General features: G+C 46.1%; 15 protein-coding genes. 9 read left to right on the top strand and 6 right to left on the bottom strand.

Annotated elements, in window-relative coordinates; translation table 11 throughout:
* Positions 1 to 31 precede the first annotated feature (31 nt).
* Positions 32 to 436, top strand: a complete 405-nt coding sequence (locus EXU57_RS21625) for a hypothetical protein (protein ID WP_133270351.1) — start codon at positions 32 to 34, stop codon at positions 434 to 436.
* Between the two features lie 55 nt (positions 437 to 491).
* Here the strand turns inward: EXU57_RS21625 and EXU57_RS21620 are convergent, their stop codons facing one another.
* Together EXU57_RS21620 and EXU57_RS21615 are read right to left on the bottom strand one after the other, a co-directional pair.
* Positions 492 to 935 (bottom strand): Hsp20/alpha crystallin family protein, encoded by a 444-nt coding sequence (locus tag EXU57_RS21620; RefSeq protein ID WP_317130037.1) that lies wholly within the window; start codon positions 933 to 935, stop codon positions 492 to 494.
* Positions 936 to 1,162: 227 nt separating this feature from the next.
* Complete coding sequence (locus EXU57_RS21615; RefSeq protein ID WP_133270349.1) at positions 1,163 to 2,497, bottom strand: MATE family efflux transporter; 1,335 nt, start codon at positions 2,495 to 2,497, stop codon at positions 1,163 to 1,165.
* Positions 2,498 to 2,620: 123 nt separating this feature from the next.
* Between EXU57_RS21615 and EXU57_RS21610 the strand changes: the two genes are divergently transcribed.
* Entirely contained in the window at positions 2,621 to 2,902 is a 282-nt protein-coding gene (locus EXU57_RS21610; protein WP_133270348.1) for a DUF3072 domain-containing protein, read from the top strand.
* A 62-nt stretch (positions 2,903 to 2,964) separates the two neighbouring features.
* Here the strand turns inward: EXU57_RS21610 and EXU57_RS21605 are convergent, their stop codons facing one another.
* The 3 genes from EXU57_RS21605 to EXU57_RS21595 form a co-directional block, all read right to left on the bottom strand.
* Positions 2,965 to 3,555, bottom strand: a complete 591-nt coding sequence (locus EXU57_RS21605) for a hypothetical protein (protein ID WP_133270347.1) — start codon at positions 3,553 to 3,555, stop codon at positions 2,965 to 2,967.
* Between the two features lie 77 nt (positions 3,556 to 3,632).
* Positions 3,633 to 4,937: a flavin monoamine oxidase family protein gene (locus EXU57_RS21600; RefSeq protein WP_133270346.1), complete on the bottom strand. Its 1,305-nt coding sequence runs from the start codon at positions 4,935 to 4,937 to the stop codon at positions 3,633 to 3,635.
* Positions 4,938 to 5,028: 91 nt separating this feature from the next.
* Complete coding sequence (locus tag EXU57_RS21595) at positions 5,029 to 5,850, bottom strand: hypothetical protein (RefSeq protein WP_133270345.1); 822 nt, start codon at positions 5,848 to 5,850, stop codon at positions 5,029 to 5,031.
* A 496-nt stretch (positions 5,851 to 6,346) separates the two neighbouring features.
* On the opposite strand from EXU57_RS21595, the gene EXU57_RS21590 reads away from it, so the two are divergent.
* From EXU57_RS21590 to EXU57_RS21580, 3 genes are all read left to right on the top strand, one after another.
* Positions 6,347 to 6,850 (top strand): pyridoxamine 5'-phosphate oxidase family protein, encoded by a 504-nt coding sequence (locus tag EXU57_RS21590; protein WP_133270344.1) that lies wholly within the window; start codon positions 6,347 to 6,349, stop codon positions 6,848 to 6,850.
* A gap of 637 nt (positions 6,851 to 7,487) precedes the next feature.
* Positions 7,488 to 7,817, top strand: a complete 330-nt coding sequence (locus tag EXU57_RS21585) for a cupin domain-containing protein (protein WP_207955565.1) — start codon at positions 7,488 to 7,490, stop codon at positions 7,815 to 7,817.
* A gap of 188 nt (positions 7,818 to 8,005) precedes the next feature.
* Positions 8,006 to 10,033, top strand: coding sequence for a M13 family metallopeptidase (locus EXU57_RS21580; RefSeq protein WP_133270343.1), 2,028 nt, complete (start codon positions 8,006 to 8,008; stop codon positions 10,031 to 10,033).
* A gap of 63 nt (positions 10,034 to 10,096) precedes the next feature.
* On the opposite strand, the gene EXU57_RS21575 is transcribed toward EXU57_RS21580, so the two are convergent.
* Positions 10,097 to 10,366 carry a hypothetical protein gene (locus EXU57_RS21575; RefSeq protein WP_133270342.1) on the bottom strand — a complete coding sequence of 90 codons (270 nt, stop codon included), beginning with the start codon at positions 10,364 to 10,366 and terminating at the stop codon, positions 10,097 to 10,099.
* Between the two features lie 263 nt (positions 10,367 to 10,629).
* Here EXU57_RS21575 and EXU57_RS21570 point away from each other — a divergent pair, with 263 nt between their 5' ends.
* The 4 genes from EXU57_RS21570 to EXU57_RS21555 all read left to right on the top strand — a co-directional run bounded on the left by EXU57_RS21570 (position 10,630) and on the right by EXU57_RS21555 (position 15,400).
* Positions 10,630 to 11,247, top strand: a complete 618-nt coding sequence (locus EXU57_RS21570) for a (2Fe-2S)-binding protein (RefSeq protein WP_133270341.1) — start codon at positions 10,630 to 10,632, stop codon at positions 11,245 to 11,247.
* Positions 11,244 to 12,224 carry an FAD binding domain-containing protein gene (locus EXU57_RS21565; protein ID WP_133270340.1) on the top strand — a complete coding sequence of 327 codons (981 nt, stop codon included), beginning with the start codon at positions 11,244 to 11,246 and terminating at the stop codon, positions 12,222 to 12,224. The genes EXU57_RS21570 and EXU57_RS21565 overlap by 4 nt, the downstream gene beginning before the upstream one ends.
* 64 nt (positions 12,225 to 12,288) lie before the next feature.
* Positions 12,289 to 14,529, top strand: coding sequence for a xanthine dehydrogenase family protein molybdopterin-binding subunit (locus tag EXU57_RS21560; RefSeq protein WP_133270339.1), 2,241 nt, complete (start codon positions 12,289 to 12,291; stop codon positions 14,527 to 14,529).
* Between the two features lie 478 nt (positions 14,530 to 15,007).
* On the top strand, positions 15,008 to 15,400 hold the full coding sequence (locus EXU57_RS21555; protein WP_207955564.1) for a DoxX family protein: 393 nt from the start codon (positions 15,008 to 15,010) through the stop codon (positions 15,398 to 15,400).
* Positions 15,401 to 15,786 lie beyond the last annotated feature (386 nt).

The raw sequence follows: 15,786 nt of genomic DNA, 5'->3' as shown, positions 1-15,786 counted from the left end.
TTTTTGTTTCAGCTCACTAATTTTTGTAACCATGAAAAGGCTCAACCCTTTACCCCTCTTGTTTTTAATTATGCTTTCCTGCAACATTTCAGGTTCGCCGGAAAAAGATTATGAAGCAAGTAAAGAACGTGTTAAGAAGAATGAACGCGAAAACGCATTACGTTTTATCAAGGTAATTGCATCAAACAAAAGAAACCTGTTGGGCAAAACTGTCGTGCGTACGAGCATTTCCAATGCTGCTTCTGTAACCTCGTATAATGACGTCAGGTTGAAGTTCCTATTTTTTCGGCAGGGCCAGGTTGTTGAAAATCACGAAGAGGTTGTTGGGAAAACCCTCGGGCCCAATAGTACCATCGACTTTACGGTACGTTATACAACGCCTAAGGGTACAGATAGCGTGTCAGTTTCCGTGATGGACGCCAAGTTGGAACGTTGACCCGCAAATAAAAAGGCTGCCCCAAAGGGCAGCCTTTAAATAATCACAAAAGTTATTAAGAGATGTTAATCAGGCGTGATGGTTTTTGTTTTACTTCTTCACGTTTAGGTATCAACAAACGTAGCACACCATTTTCATATTTTGCCTGAATGTTGTCAGCATCAACAGACTCCCTTGAGAGTTGAAAACTTCTTCGGAATGATTGGTAGCTAAATTCGCGGCGAGAGAATTTTTCTTCTTCCCTTTGCTCATTTTCATGGGTCTTTTCCGAAGAGATTGTAAGCATATCATTATTCAACTCAACCTTAAAGTCTTCTTTACTCATACCTGGAGCGGCAACTTCCACTTCATATTGGTCATTGGTTTCTTTGATATTCACCATTGGAATGCTGGTGCCGGTTGATGAACTATTAGAAAGTCCCCAGTCAAAGAAGTTGTTGGTGAAAAAGTCGTTAAATAGTCCTGGCAATTGGTTTTGAAGATTGCCATTTTTTTTCATAAGTGTCATAGTTCCTCCTTTTAGTTTAGGTTTTTGTTGGTTTGGTTAGAAGAATAATAACAGATACATGAGGTATAAATCAACTAGAATACCAAAAGGAAAAACTTGCAATTTTTGCAGTGCTGATGGATAGTGTAACTGTCAAAATTTAAGTAAAAAAGAAATTTTTTCAGTTTTGCTTGCGCGGGGCTGAGCGTTCGGCCGTATGCGGCGACCTTAGGAAGCGTTTAAGCGACCGCTACCGGGATATGAGATTTTCGGATAAACCTAAGGTTCAATAATATCGAAGAGGTAGTCAGGCCGGCAATGAACCCGATCCAAATGCCGGAAGCGCCCATGCCCATATGAAAAGCAAGGTAATAGCCAGCCGGTAACCCGATTGCCCAATAGGCAATGGCCACAAAGGCGGTCGGCAATTTCACGTCTCTTACTCCCCTGAGCAGGCCCACCCCGATCGCCTGCGTAGCGTCGGATATTTGAAACAAAGCACCAAGCACCATCAGGCCGGCTGCTAATGATACCACCTCGGGATTACTGGTAAACAGATAAGGAAGATAATCCTGGAACAGGACAAATAGCAGTGCGCAAACCGATCCATAAACAAGACTCCCAAGGATGGTGCTTTTGCCAATGATCTTTAATTCGGTGAGGTCGTTCCTGCCATACGCATTGCTCACGCGTATCGAACCTGCAAGCGAAAGCCCGAGTGCGGCCATAAAAGTTGTAGATGCGAGGTTAAGCGCTATTTGGTGTGCTGCCTGGGTTGTAGCCCCCAGCCAGCCAATCATAATGCCTGATACCGCAAAAGCACCTGACTCCAAGCCGTATTGAATGCTGCTGGGAATGCCAATTTGTAAAAGCTCCTTCCAGCTCCTCCCATCGATTTTCCAGGCATAATAACGTTGTTGTATATAGGGCTGGAATAGCTTATGCCGGTACACGATAACAGCCAGGGTTACGGCCATAATCAAGCGGGTGATCAATGTTGCGATGCCGGTACCAACAAGTTCCAGCCTGGGCAGGCCGAGGTGACCATATATAAAGATCCAGTTGAGCAATGCATTAAGTGGCAGTGACAGGAGGGCGAGGACCATGGCTGTTTTTGTAAATTCCAGAGCGTCGCAAAATTGTTTGATTGCCGTAAATATGATCATAGGAATTAGCGAACATGCCATCACCTGGTAGTAGGGAAGGGCAAGTCGAACAACCTCAGTATCCTGCCCCAATTTTGTCATCAGGTTTTTAGAAAGCAATACGGCTGCTACAATAATGGCGGTGATAATCGTACAAAGCCAAACACCGTTGTATAAGACCCTTGAGGCGGCCCCATGATCCTGTTTGCCGTTTGCAATCGCGACCAGGGGTGAAATTGCCATCGTCATCCCGATACAAAGAATCTGTGGTATTGCAAGCATGTTAATCGCCAGTGCTGAGGCAGCAAGTTGGCGGTAATCTATTGCCCCGATCATTGCACTATCGATCAATCCCAATGCTATCTGTGAAACATTGCTGATGATGAGCGGAATTGCAATTACAAGTGTTTTTAGAAATTCTTTTTTCATCGGGGCGCAAAAGTAGTTATGATTGGCCGACCTGCGATTTAATGGGCGGATGATCAGGGCGAAATACGCTTAGTTGCGTGTTTTCCATGGTTCATTTTTTGCATGGGTTAACGAAAAGCTTGTATGGATACGAAAAACAATGATGCGAACAACAAAGGAAATTCGGCAGAAAACAAAAGTTCATCAAACCAGGACCAAAACATACCCGGCTCTAATACCGTTAAAGATCCGGATGATTGGACAACGGGCGACGAGTCAATGACTGGTGCGCAGCGCTCTTATTTAAAAACGTTGTCGGATGAAGCGGGTGAGGAACTAGATGAAAACCTCACCAAGGCTGAAGCTTCGAAAAAGATCAACGAATTGCAACAAAAAACAGGACGGGGTATAGACGATAACAAATAAATCTTGCCCTTGTAACTAAAAGGCCCGGTTTAGCCGGGCCTTTTACGTTTTGCCGGTTACGGCTAAGGTGTTCCTTCAGTTACAGGATCGTTGTCGGCACTTCCCAAACTATACAGGTTATTTTCTTCATCTTCTTCGCCAATTGCTTCCATTGCATCGTCTGCATCAACTCCGGAGGTATCAAGGTCAGACCCGGATTGGTTCGACGATAAAGCAGTCTCATTTAATGGATCGCCTTCCATGTCGGTATCATCAAGTTCCGCCCTTCTCAAGTTGGTATCATCATCGGTTTGCATATCGAGATCTGCGGTTTCAAGCACTTTTCGCTCCTCAGGGGTAGTATCGGCATCAGTACCCATGATGAAATCGGTATCAGTTTCTTCATCGTCTTCATCGCCAAAAACGGAAACACCCTCTTCATCATCTGAGGAGATCGTAGTGTCGGAAAACTCGCCAAATACCGGGGGCACCACATGTTCCTGGCCGGGAATGTCTTTGACTTCCGGAAGGTCCATGATGATCTCTTCCGATTGCATTCTTTCCAGGTCATGGGGGGAGTCCTGCAAATCGCCTCCGTCGGATAAGTTCTTGTTTAATGGGTCCAGCGGCCGGCCGCCGCTATTGTTGGTGGATTGCTCCCTTTCTGCGTTCATAATCGTTTTTTAAAATGAATGAAAAAGTTGTGCCGAATGGTTTATGAGATTTATGTGTTTGAAAATGCTATCGACCCTTATTCCCCATTTGGATGTAAGCTTAAAAGGTGCCTGGCAGCATCGAGGCCGCTGTGTAAAGCGGATTCAACCGTTCCCATCTCTGGACCATCGTAAAAACCATCGCCCGCAAAATATAGGGTTTCGTTTTCCGGTGCCATCAAAACTTTTCTGGCTTCGCTGGTGTCAACAGTAGAATAGGCATAACCTCCCCGTGTAAAAGGATCTGCGGGCCAATTAAAAACCTCCGAGTGTTCGAGCAGTCTTTGCAGTTCATCGCCTGGTAGCTGAAAGATGGACTGCAACGAAACAAGCGCAGCTTCAAGAATTGCTTCATCTGGTGCCTGTTTGTACGCATCAGCCTTTGGCCCGGCAAGCCAACCGGTGAGCATGGCCACTTGTTTGGGTAACTGCGTCCACCAGGTTGGAACAGGCTGACCTGAAAATACAAAGCTTGCGTTCGAAATATTCCTGTTAAGTTTCAGGAGTAGTTGTTCGTCTTTCCAAAACGCTTCTTTAAAATATAGCAGCACCTTTATGGCCGATCCAAATCCGGCCTTAAGTGCGGCGGCTCTTTTAGCGGGAAGTTCAGGGGAAAACATGATTGCCCCCGGCTCATCCTCCCCGGCTCTCCAAACCCCAAGTGGAATGGTGATTACACATTTGTCAGCGTTGTAAACTGCTCCGGAAACGTCGGTTACAGACACCTGGTTTGTTGACCATTGAATAAGTTTTACAGGCGTATCCAATTTTAAAGATCCTCTGTTGGCCTCGATTTGCCTGCAAAGCGCAGCCATTAATTTTTTATAACCACCTTCAACCCGGTACTGCTGCTCATCTTCGTTCATCCACTCAACGTAAAAAGCCATGGCACTCATCCTTTCGGCATGGCCTGCATAATAGCCTTCGATATACGATAATAAGGATGCGCGTAAATCACTGAATTGGGATCCGGCAAATTCTTGTTGCAGGAACCGGGCAATAGAAATATTATCTTTTAACGCCTTTAGCTTTTCCATCAGCAGGTCTTCGTGCTCAAAGGATTGTTGCCCCGAGCTCCACTGGCCCTCTTCAACCTGCCAGAACTCGCCGTCCATTTCAGTATAGCCGATGTTTGCCTCGTCTAACGCTTTAATTGTAACGTCAAGATTGCCGTGAATAAACTCTGCCCCACCTTCACACACAATGCCATTGTGTTCGAAAGTTTGAACCCTTCCGCCTATTCGATCCCGCGCTTCTAAAACCATTACCTCAGCGCCATTTACTGCAAGTTCTTTCGCAGCCATTAAACCGGCTGCGCCAGCGCCGATAACTATAACTTTCATGGTTAATCTTTTAAAAAGGTAGTAAGTACCATAGTGTTTGGAACGACTTTAACCGGGATGGATCTGGAGTAACAGCTGCACGCAACATTAATCAGGCGTAGGCTTTATCAATGCCGACGCTTTTTCTCCGAAGTTGCCGAACAATGGTTATAACAATCATGATCACGATTATGGCAATACACATTTGTGCGCTACGAATAATAGCAGCACTGCCGGTATCATTCACTGCTTGTTGCTTTACGATAATGCCGTAAAATGCCCAGATAGGTACAAGTGAAAAAAAGATATTGCCCCGGCTTGCCAGCAGTAATAAGGTGATGAGTGTTCCGGCAGCAATCATGATCTGGGTCCAGGTGGGCGCGGTAAACGGTCCGCCGTTCCAGTTGTATGCGGTGAGCAGTGCTGCCATATTCGCTATTGTTGCAATGGTTATCCAACCCAGGTAGAGGCTGAATGGAAGGTCAACGAAAAGCAACCCTCCAACTGGTTTCCATGGGCGCGGAAGCCGGAGCTTATTGTGAATGACAATCAGGGTAAACAGCAGGAGAATGATAATTACCAGCGAGAGTTCAATAAGCAGGTAGTGCCACACGAATATCCAGGTAGCATTTAGCAGGCAGTTTAAAATAAAGTAGGGTAATATGGTCAACACGAGCATGGGCACACGCCGTGCCCGCGCAAATTCATGCACCAGCACGTAAACAATAAATCCAAGTAGTGTAAGATAAATCAATCCCCAGATGGAAAAAGTAATTCCGGCGGGCGTGAAGTAGTTGGGATATAAGGCTGATACATCTCCCGTAGTTTTCCCATTTATGGGGAGCGTATTGGCAAGGGTATTTGCAACAACCATCACGAGGTAAGCAAATACACTTGCAATTACCAGTCTTCTCTGCTGCATAAGATTTTTCATAAGAACAATTATAAAACAATGTCGTTTAGTAAAGAGAAATCTTTGGTGACCAGCTTAAGGAATACTAATCTCCATCGTTGTCCGCCCGGATGAACTCCCGCCAGAATGAATTCTTTCGGGCTGGCCGTTCGCCCGCCCGCCCGGATGAACCGGTTCGGACGGGGGTGTCACTCCCTTGTACCGCATCCCTTTATTCACCAATTTTTGCCACTCACCTTAAGTAAACGAGATTGAATTATAAAGGAAAAAGTCCGGCGCGTTAATTCTTTTAACCGGATGATTCATTCCTGAATAACAGAAACAACCAGGCAGTTACCGGCGCTGCATACCGTCGGTACCAATGCTAAGCCCGATAATCTGAGCAAAAGAATCCTCAGAAGAGCTAATCTGTTTAACCTTGTTTAAAGGATCAAACCAGAGCATACGACAGGATCTACAATACGACAAGCCATTAATAGTGGTATGCGAATTAAAGCTGTTTTTCAAAAAACGCGTTATGGGAGATGTTAAACATTTAAGCAGCCTGGATGCCATTGAAAAGCTCCAGGAGCTTGCAACAGAAGAAACATGTTTGTTTGGAACTTTTACTGGTGAATTTGCGTTGCGGTCACGCCCGATGTCAACGCAGAAGATTGAAGACGACGGCTCATTCTGGTTCTTTAGTGGTAAAGACAGCCATAAAAACCGGGAGATTGCTCAGAACGACAAAGTTGAATTGTTGTATGCCAATTCAAGCAAAGAAAACTACCTGGCGGTTCATGGTAAAGCGGAGATTACAACCGATCGTGCTAAAATAGAAGAATTGTGGACCCCGTTAATTAAAACATGGTTCCAGGAAGGTAAAGATGATCCAAACTTAAGCCTGATAAAGGTTACTCCCCAGGATGCCTACTATTGGGACACCAAACACGGCAAAATGGTCGCATTCGCAAAAATGCTGACTTCGGTAGTGGTGGGTAAAACAATGGATGATGGTATTGAAGGCTCACTTAATGTATAAGCTATTCATAAACGGTTTGGGTCTTAAAGCCAAACCGTTTTTTTCTCGTATCAAAATTTATAGACCAGGACAAACAGGACCAGTTGTAACTCTTGATTCAATGTCGTTTACTTAAGAGAAATCTTTGGTGACCAGCTGTGGAAATTCTATTTGCCATCGTTGTGTCACTCCCTTGTACCGCATCACTTTATTCACCAATTTCTGCCACTCACCTTAAGTAAACGACATCGACTCTTGATTGTAGATCGGTACCCTGGCTTAGTGCTTTTAATTAACTACCTCTTCTCCGATTTTGGTTTTTTTTGGGACCAACATCAGGAATGCTATTTTACATCGTTGCCCGCCCGGATGAACCCTGTTCGGACGCCCGCCCGGATGAACCGGTTCGGACGGGGGTGTCAATCACTTTCTCCACATGATTCGCCACGTTTTTCATTGCAAAAACCCTTGCTGACAATGCGAGAAAACACTCATGGATTGTCGCTGGCAAATTGTTATCGGTTGGGTAAACTGTGCTGCTCCTGGGCGCTTCATCGTAATTCAAACAAAGGCCATTTGGCAGTATGCTTAATCACGTTGACACAATTTGACAATGACTTTTTTTGTTTGTAATTGATAAATGTTTGAATTTGCTGTTATGGCATTTATCAACATTGATGATCTCCCCTCTAAAGAAATTATTAAGGGTTATACAGCCCGTGCAATACATACCGGAACCATGAGTTTTATATATTGGTCGGTTGAAGCAGGTGCAACTATGCCGCTTCACAATCATATGCATGAACAGGTTGCTCATGTACTTTCCGGGTCCTTCGAATTGTCGGTAGCTGGCGAAACAAAGTTGCTTGAACCTGGTTTGGTTGCGGTAATCCCGCCATTTGTTGAACACGGTGGAAGGGCGATCACCGCATGCGAACTTCTGGATGTTTTTTATCCGGAAAGAGATGATTACAAGTTTGCCGATTAAACATTAGGTAGGCGGTACGATCTTCCTTGCGAACTCCACATACGCGAAGCTGTGAATTGTATTTGTTGATTTAAAGGCTGCTATCGCGTCATACTTTGATCAGCTTAACAGGAGCTGTTATAAATTCTTGCCCGGCCGGGTGCAGTTGCTTCGATTGTAATATATTTAGCCAACTGAAAAAGTATTCCATGCGCCTTGCTATTATCATCATTGCTACACTTGTTTTGACCTCCGGCTGTAAATCAAGCTCTACCGAAAAGACATCTCCGGACTTTCTCGCAAAGAATGTTGACACCACCGTTAACCCCGCTGATGACTTTTTCGATTATGCGCTGGGCAACTGGCTTAAAAATACACCCATTCCTGAGGCGGAGAGCTCATGGGGGATCGCTAACCTGGTACAGGAAGAAATCTATACCCGGTTAAGGAAAATTAATGAAGATGCTTCCCGGGAGAAAAGTGCATCAGGTGTACAACAAAAGATCGGTGATTTCTGGTACAGCGGAATGGATACCTTGTCAATTGAACAACAGGGCTTAAAACCGCTTGCAGTGGATCTCGATAAGATTAACCGGATGCAAACGATTACCGACATCGTTGACGTTACTGCCGATCTCCATATCAAAGGCATTGGGGTACTTTTTACCGACTACGTTGCGCAGGACGACAAAAACAGTGATGTTTATGCCTTCCAGATGATGCAGGGTGGGTTGGGTATGCCAAACCGTGACTATTATTTTAATAATGATGAGCGTACAGCAGGGGTGCGTAAGGCATATGCTGAGTACCTGGTAAAAACGTTTATGCAATTGGGCAATGATAGTATTGTTGCCCTTGCAAACGCAAAGTCGGTCATGGCCCTGGAAACTGAAATGGCCAAAAACAGTCGCAAGCTGGCCGACCTCCGCGACCCATACCGCAATTACAATAAAATGGCGGTAAATGCTTTGGGCCAGCTTTCTCCGAATTTTGCCTGGACCAACTACCTGGCTAAAACACGCATTTCAAAGCTTGACTCCGTAATAGTGGGACAGCCTGAGTTTTACAAAGCACTCAACAGCCTGCTCACCACTACACCGCTGGATGTCTGGAAAAATTACCTCCGTTTTCACCTTGTGCGCGCAAGTGCACCTTACCTCGATACCAGGTCGTTTAACAACTTCTTTGTCTATCGGAAAAGCCTGACAGGAACATCGCAACCACGGCCTCGCTGGAAAAGGGTTTTGGATGCAGAAGAACAGGCCATCGGCGAGGCCCTTGGGCAAATCTTTGTAAAAGAGTATTTCAACGAAACTGCGAAAAAGCGGTATTCCGACCTGGTGGAAAACATCAGGGATGCTTACCGCGAGCGTATCGAAAAACTTACCTGGATGAGCGATAGCACCAAGCAGAAGGCTTATCGTAAACTGTCGGGCATAAAAAAGAAAGTGGGCTACCCGGATAAATGGAAAGATTTCAGTGCACTTAAAATAGACCGCGGACCGTTTATTTTGAACGTTCAACGCGCACAGGAGTGGTGGCATAACTACGAGGTAAGCAAATTGGGAAAACCCGTAAACCGCGACGAATGGGAGATGACACCCCAAACATGGAATGCCTACTATAATCCCAGTAACAACGAAATCGTGTTGCCAGCCGGAATATTTGCCGTGCCTGGTATGAAAGATGAGGACCTTGATGACGCCTTTGTTTATGGCTATGCAGGAGCTTCAACAATAGGTCATGAAATCACGCATGGCTTTGACGACCAGGGCAGGCAATACGATGAAAAAGGTAACTTAACAGATTGGTGGTTGCCTGCAGATGCGGAACAGTTTAAGAGCCGGGCAAAGCGGATCATTAACCAGTTTAACGCTTATGTTCCGGTTGATACCCTTCATATCAATGGCGAAGCAACACAGGGAGAAAACATCGCAGACCTCGGCGGTGTCCTCCTGGGGCTTGATGCGTTCAAAAAGACGGCTGCCTACAAGAACAATGAACAGATTGGCGGGTTCACACCGCTACAGCGTTATTTCCTGGGTTATAGCTATAGCTGGATGTTCAAGGAGCGGAAAGAACGCTTGGCCAACCAGGTCATGACCGATGTACATTCTCCCGCGAAACAACGGGTAAACGGAGCTGTCGTAAACGTGCCTGAATTTTACCAGGCGTTCAATGTAAAGCCGGGAAGTAAGATGTACCAGGCAGATAGCGTGCGCGTAAACATCTGGTAACAGCGGTGAAAACCGGATACCGGATGTTTAAAAGCTTTACCGGTTACTCTTCCAGCTTGTATATCAGGGAAGCCAGTTTCTAATCAGGAATACGGCCAGCATTAAAAGCCCAAAGTTGATGCTCAGGTGATTTTGCACTAGTTTGGCTTTTGCACTTTCCATTGAATTACTGTAGTGGATTTCCGCTGGCGGAAAGTAGATCATATGAACTGCTTTCCAATTGGGAGATTTGTATTTCGCAAAAACAAAATACTTTGCCAGCAAGATAACTTTCATCATCATTAAGGACACAGCCTGTACTTTAAACAGTACGGTAAATAGTGTTTCAGTCATTATAGTAGGATATTGGAACCCTTCTAACGCATTCCGCTACAGGTATATTTTAGTACAACCCCGGCACAGGTAAACTATTTTTTGCCCCTGTTATAATCCGATCTAAATACCCTACAATACGGGATAGGGAAAGCTGAAATAAATCATCGGTTTTCACCCCTGTTAAGGGCCTTAATATGTACCTTTCTTAATTCAAACCGGTTCTTATACCAACTAAAATCCTGTTGAAGGATCAGTATTATATGGAGAAAAATAAATCCTGCATGGAAAATGAAAGTGCGAGCCATGCTCCTAACGGATCACGCAGAGACTTTTTAAAGCAATCGTCGCTGCTTACTGCTCTCGCGCTCACCCCTACGGCGGTAATCAAAGCTGCAGAAAACGACGAGGAAATTGCATCTGTGTTTGAAAAAGTGCCTTTGAAATTTGAAGTAAATGGAGTTAAACATTCCCTTTCCATTGAGCCCCGGGTAACCTTGTTGGATTTACTACGTGAGCAAATGAAGCTTACAGGTACCAAGAAGGGCTGCGATCATGGTCAGTGTGGTGCCTGTACCGTGCACATTGACGGACGTCGGGTAAACAGTTGTCTCACCCTCGCCGTAATGCAGGAAGGTAAAAAGGTAACAACAATTGAGGGTCTTGCAAATGGCGATAAACTACACCCGATGCAGGAAGCTTTCATCAAGCATGATGGTTTCCAGTGCGGGTATTGCACCCCCGGGCAAATTATGTCGGCTGTCGCCTGCGTTCGCGAGGGGCATGCCAGTTCTCCCGAGCAGGTTCGCGAATATATGAGTGGAAATATTTGCCGTTGCGGGGCTTATCCCAATATTGTTGATGCCATTATGGAAGTTAAAAACGGAGGCAATAAGATATGATACCTTTTCAATACGTAAGGGCGCTTAAACAGCGATCAGCAATAGATGCAGTGTTAAAGGACAAGTCGGCCCAGTTCATTGCTGGTGGTACCAACCTTGTTGACCTGATGAAAAGAGGGGTTACAGCACCTCAGAAGGTGGTGGATATTACCAATCTGCCGCTTAAGGAAGTGGTGTTGAAAAACAACAAACTTCTAATCGGTGCTCTGGCGCTGAACGCCGATGTGGCGGAACATCCTTTTGTCGTCAAGCATTTTCCTTTGTTGTCGTTGGCGCTTCAGGCGGGCGCATCAGCGCAATTGAGAAATATGGCTACAACAGGCGGAAACATGCTGCAACGCACAAGGTGCCCATACTTCTACGATACCGTGTTACCGTGCAATAAACGAAATCCGGGTAGTGGTTGCGGTGCCCTGGAAGGCTATAACCGTATGCACGCCATCTTTGGCGCAAGCGATAAGTGTATTGCGGTTCACCCCAGCGATATGGCAATTGCTCTTGCCGCACTTGATGCGGTTGTGCTGGTGAGTGGCGCTAAAGGGGATCGCCGTATTCCTTTCACCGACTTTCACCGTCTACCTGGTGACCGGCCGGAAATCGATAACAACCTTGTTCGGGGCGACCTGGTGGTTGGTGTTGAACTGAGCCAAAACGCGTTTAGTAAACACGCACACTATCTTAAGATCCGCGACCGGGCTTCCTATGCCTTTGCCCTTGTTTCTGTCGCGGCTGCGCTGGATATCAACGGCAATACCATCAACAATGCACGACTGGCCATGGGTGGAGTTGCGCATAAGCCATGGCGCCTGTTTACGGCTGAAAAATTCCTTGCGGGCAAACCGGCAACTGAAGAAAACTTTAAGGCAGCAGCAGCACTGGAAATGCAAACCGCAAAAGCCTATGAGCACAATAAGTTCAAGTTAACACTTGCGCCAAACACAGTTGTGGAAGCGTTGAAGATTGCTGCGAAGGTTTAGGGCTTATCACGGCTTTCCCGTTGCCCACAGCATAGGAAAGCTTTCAAAAAATTATACGTTTGTTATGGGTAAGGAATATTTGTTCATCGACGAAAAAGAAGGACTGGACAGGGTTGACGGTAAAATGAAAGTTACCGGTAAAGCCAAATATGCAGCAGAGCACCACCCCGCAGGGTTGGTATATGCTATACTAGTTAATAGTGCTGCTACAAAAGGAAGAATAAAAAGCATCGATACAAAAAAGGCAGAGCGGGCCGCAGGGGTCATCAAGGTCATCACCCATGCAAACGCCCCCAAGGTACCGGGGTATGAAAACGCTCCCCGCACAGGCGGCAACCCCGAAAAGGGACCAACATTAGGGCAGCCACTCCGGATCTTTCATGACGATACGATTTATTTCAATAATCAGCCCATAGCCATGGTAATTGCCGATACGCTCGAAAGGGCAATGCATGCCGCCACACTGGTGAAAGCTGAATTTGACACGGAAACATTTAGCACCAACCTTGCCGCAAATGCGGCCAAAGGAGTTCCCCCATCCAATGCCGGTCGTGCGTTGTATAAGAGAGGGGACGCAGACGCATACAAAAACGCAGAGGTACAGGTTGAGCAAAATTATGTGCTGGCAAGAGAAGTGCACAATCCTATGGAGCTGCATAGCCTTGTTGCTATTTGGGATGGTGACGACAAGGTTAAGGTGTACGAAAAAACGCAGGGGGTGAAGTCATCGCAGCGTGCTATTATGGACGCTTTCAAACTACCAGAGGCAAATGTGCAGGTTATTGCAGAATATGTTGGCGGAGGTTTTGGTGCGGCCCTACGCACCTGGCCGCATACGATAGCGGCGGTACTTGGTGCCAAAGCAGTAAAGCGTCCGGTTAAACTAATGCTTACCCGCGAACAGATGTTTACCCTGGTGGGTTACCGCCCCATGACCGTTCAGAAAATCGGCCTTGGCGCTACCAAAGACGGAAAGCTCACCGGCATAACGCACGAGGCAGTTGCCGAAACTTCGATGTACGAAGAGTTTACCGAGGGTACAGTAAACATGTCGAAATTCTTATACGAATGCCCGAATGTAAATACGGTTTACAAGATTTTGCCGCTTGATATAAGCACACCAACCTGGATGCGCGGTCCCGGTGAAGCAACCGGGGCATGGGCACTCGAAAGCGCCATGGATGAAATGGCTTATGCGCTGAATATGGATCCGATCGAATTCAGGTTGAAGAATTATGCAGAACGCGATCCTGAACGAAACCTGCCCTTTTCCAGTAAGTTTTTAAAAGAGTGTTACCAAAAAGGTGCGGAACAAATCGGCTGGTTTAAACGCAACCGCCAACCACGTTCGATGCAGGAAGATGGCTGGCTTGTTGGCTATGGCATGAGTACCGGTACCTTCGGCGCAGGTCGGGGGAGAGCAAGTGTAAGGGGAACCCTGTCTGCTGATGGCACCATGACAATACAAAGTGCCGTAAGCGATAGCGGTCCTGGTACTGCAACCGCTATGACGGAAATTGCGGCAAATCGCATGGGACTTCCACCACAGAAAATCATATTTGAACTTGGTGACTCATCTATGCCTCCCGGTCCGACACAGGGTGGCTCAACAACAACGTCCACCCTCGGTTCAGCAGTCGTTGATGTAAGTGAGGCCATCAAAAAAAAGATGTTTGAACTTGTTGCAAAAGAGGGTAGGGGATTTGCCAGCGCCAAATACGAAGACCTGAGTTTTAGCCGTGGCGAAATATCTCAGGCAAATGGCCGGGGAGCAAAGATTGCTTATACCGAGCTTCTGCGTAAAAACAACCTTCCGTCAATCGAGATAACGCTTAACTCGCAAGGCGGTAATGAACGCGATCGGTATTCCATGTATTCTTTTTCGGTGCACTTTGTAATTGTGCGTGTGCACCCGACAACAGGTGTTGTTCGCGTTCACCGGGCTGTTGGGGTATCCGATGCGGGTAAGATTGTAAGCAGGAAAACTGCCGAGAGCCAGGCAATTGGCGGCGTTGTTGGGGGTATAGGTATGGCCCTGATGGAAGATGCGGTTATCGATCACCGCTTTGGCCGCTATGTTAACAGCAACCTTGCCGATTACCATGTGCCGGTTCATGCCGACGTTCCAAAAATAGAAGCCTTGTTTATCGATAAACCCGATCCACATACCAACCCTATGGGTTCAAAAGGACTTGGGGAAATAGCGCTGATTGGTTTTGCTGCTGCAGTAGCTAATGCTGTTTACCACGCAACCGGAAAGCGCATCAGGGAATTGCCGATTACGCCGGATAAGTTGACTGGGTAAGATTGGGATTCGCGGATTACGGATGGGCGGATTGAGGATTGAAGAATGGGATGTAGGTATTAGGGTATTAGGGTATTGGGATTTGCGGATTACGGATGGGCGGATTGCGGATCGAGAATGGAATGTAGGTATTAGGGTATTAAGGTATTGGGATTTGCGGATTGCGGATGGGCGGATTGAGGATTGGAGAATGGGATTCAGGTATTGAGGTTATAGGTATAGGGGGGAGTTGATTGGTTGATAAGTTGATAGGTTGATTGGTTGAGAAGTTGATTGGTTGATAAGTTGATTGGTTGATAGGTTGATTGGTTGATAAGCCAGGCAGGTAGGGCTGAGGTATGCTTAATTGTGGAATAGGAAAGTATTCGGTGGTTTGTTTAAGTTGCCTGTGGCCAGGTGGAGGGGTTGAGTAGAAAGTTAAATGCTATTTTGCAAGTATCTCAAGCATTGAATTGCCGTAAAACCAATACTTAATCGGGTGAATATTTTTAATGGTACGTTTTTGCTTCGCTTTGCTGCTGCTGTTATCTTGTTAATGCATAGTATTCCGAGCATAGTTACCAACGACGTAGCTGATTTTGGTAATCGATATTTGAATGCGGTTGGGCTTGCGCCATTTGGATTGCCACTGGCCTGGGCCATCAAATTGTCGCATGTGGCAAGTGCCGTTTGCCTCCTTTTTCAAGTCTTTGTGAAATGGGCTGTTTTAATAACGATCTTGATTTTGGTCGCTGGGATCGTAATGATTCATTTCAAGGAAGGCTGGTTTGTTGTGGGCTTCGGGCGGAATGGCATGGAGTTCAATTTCCTTCTCATATTTGTTCTGTTAGCTATAGCGTTCCCCAACGGGTTCAAAAGAAACAGCCGCTAACATCCCCATTACGTAATAGTCCATCACCGGAAAGGGGGGGAGGATAGTTCTATAATCTGCTTCACCGGTTATGTGCTGCAAGAGATCAACACACCATTATTGTGAGGAATTATTTGTCGTAACATCCACGAAACGGTGTACAAAATCTGCCAGTCGAGTCCTGATTTTGGCAGCGCGTATAAAGTTTATAAGCCCCTTAAGGAAAGTTCCGGTTCCGGCGGGCGGAGTATCGAACAGCTGGTTTGGTTTGTTGCACAATGGTTTATTGTACAAGAGTGTCCTTATAAGCACGCTGATGTTTCCTGGATTGCAACTTTGGGGTAATTTGTAAAACCAAAAACCCTTTGCAATTAAGACCGTTACGCAAATTGAATGCTTACTTCAAA

This window comes from Segetibacter sp. 3557_3 (genome assembly GCF_004354985.1).
GTDB lineage: Bacteria > Bacteroidota > Bacteroidia > Chitinophagales > Chitinophagaceae > Segetibacter.
The sequence above is the reverse complement of the archived record's forward strand: the minus strand, read 5'-3'. Positions and strand labels throughout refer to the sequence as shown.

Excerpts from the sequence above, each read along its gene's own strand:
- EXU57_RS21610 (WP_133270348.1), top strand. The coding sequence starts at position 2,621 with ATGGATACGAAAAACAATGATGCGAACAACAAAGGAAATTCGGCAGAA.
- EXU57_RS21590 (WP_133270344.1), top strand. The coding sequence starts at position 6,347 with ATGGGAGATGTTAAACATTTAAGCAGCCTGGATGCCATTGAAAAGCTC.
- EXU57_RS21605 (WP_133270347.1), bottom strand. The coding sequence starts at position 3,555 with ATGAACGCAGAAAGGGAGCAATCCACCAACAATAGCGGCGGCCGGCCG.
- EXU57_RS21570 (WP_133270341.1), top strand. The coding sequence starts at position 10,630 with ATGGAAAATGAAAGTGCGAGCCATGCTCCTAACGGATCACGCAGAGAC.
- EXU57_RS21580 (WP_133270343.1), top strand. The coding sequence starts at position 8,006 with ATGCGCCTTGCTATTATCATCATTGCTACACTTGTTTTGACCTCCGGC.
- EXU57_RS21625 (WP_133270351.1), top strand. The coding sequence starts at position 32 with ATGAAAAGGCTCAACCCTTTACCCCTCTTGTTTTTAATTATGCTTTCC.
- EXU57_RS21615 (WP_133270349.1), bottom strand. The coding sequence starts at position 2,497 with ATGAAAAAAGAATTTCTAAAAACACTTGTAATTGCAATTCCGCTCATC.
- EXU57_RS21600 (WP_133270346.1), bottom strand. The coding sequence starts at position 4,937 with ATGAAAGTTATAGTTATCGGCGCTGGCGCAGCCGGTTTAATGGCTGCG.
- EXU57_RS21565 (WP_133270340.1), top strand. The coding sequence starts at position 11,244 with ATGATACCTTTTCAATACGTAAGGGCGCTTAAACAGCGATCAGCAATA.
- EXU57_RS21575 (WP_133270342.1), bottom strand. The coding sequence starts at position 10,366 with ATGACTGAAACACTATTTACCGTACTGTTTAAAGTACAGGCTGTGTCC.
- EXU57_RS21620 (WP_317130037.1), bottom strand. The coding sequence starts at position 935 with ATGAAAAAAAATGGCAATCTTCAAAACCAATTGCCAGGACTATTTAAC.
- EXU57_RS21595 (WP_133270345.1), bottom strand. The coding sequence starts at position 5,850 with ATGAAAAATCTTATGCAGCAGAGAAGACTGGTAATTGCAAGTGTATTT.
- EXU57_RS21560 (WP_133270339.1), top strand. The coding sequence starts at position 12,289 with ATGGGTAAGGAATATTTGTTCATCGACGAAAAAGAAGGACTGGACAGG.
- EXU57_RS21585 (WP_207955565.1), top strand. The coding sequence starts at position 7,488 with ATGGCATTTATCAACATTGATGATCTCCCCTCTAAAGAAATTATTAAG.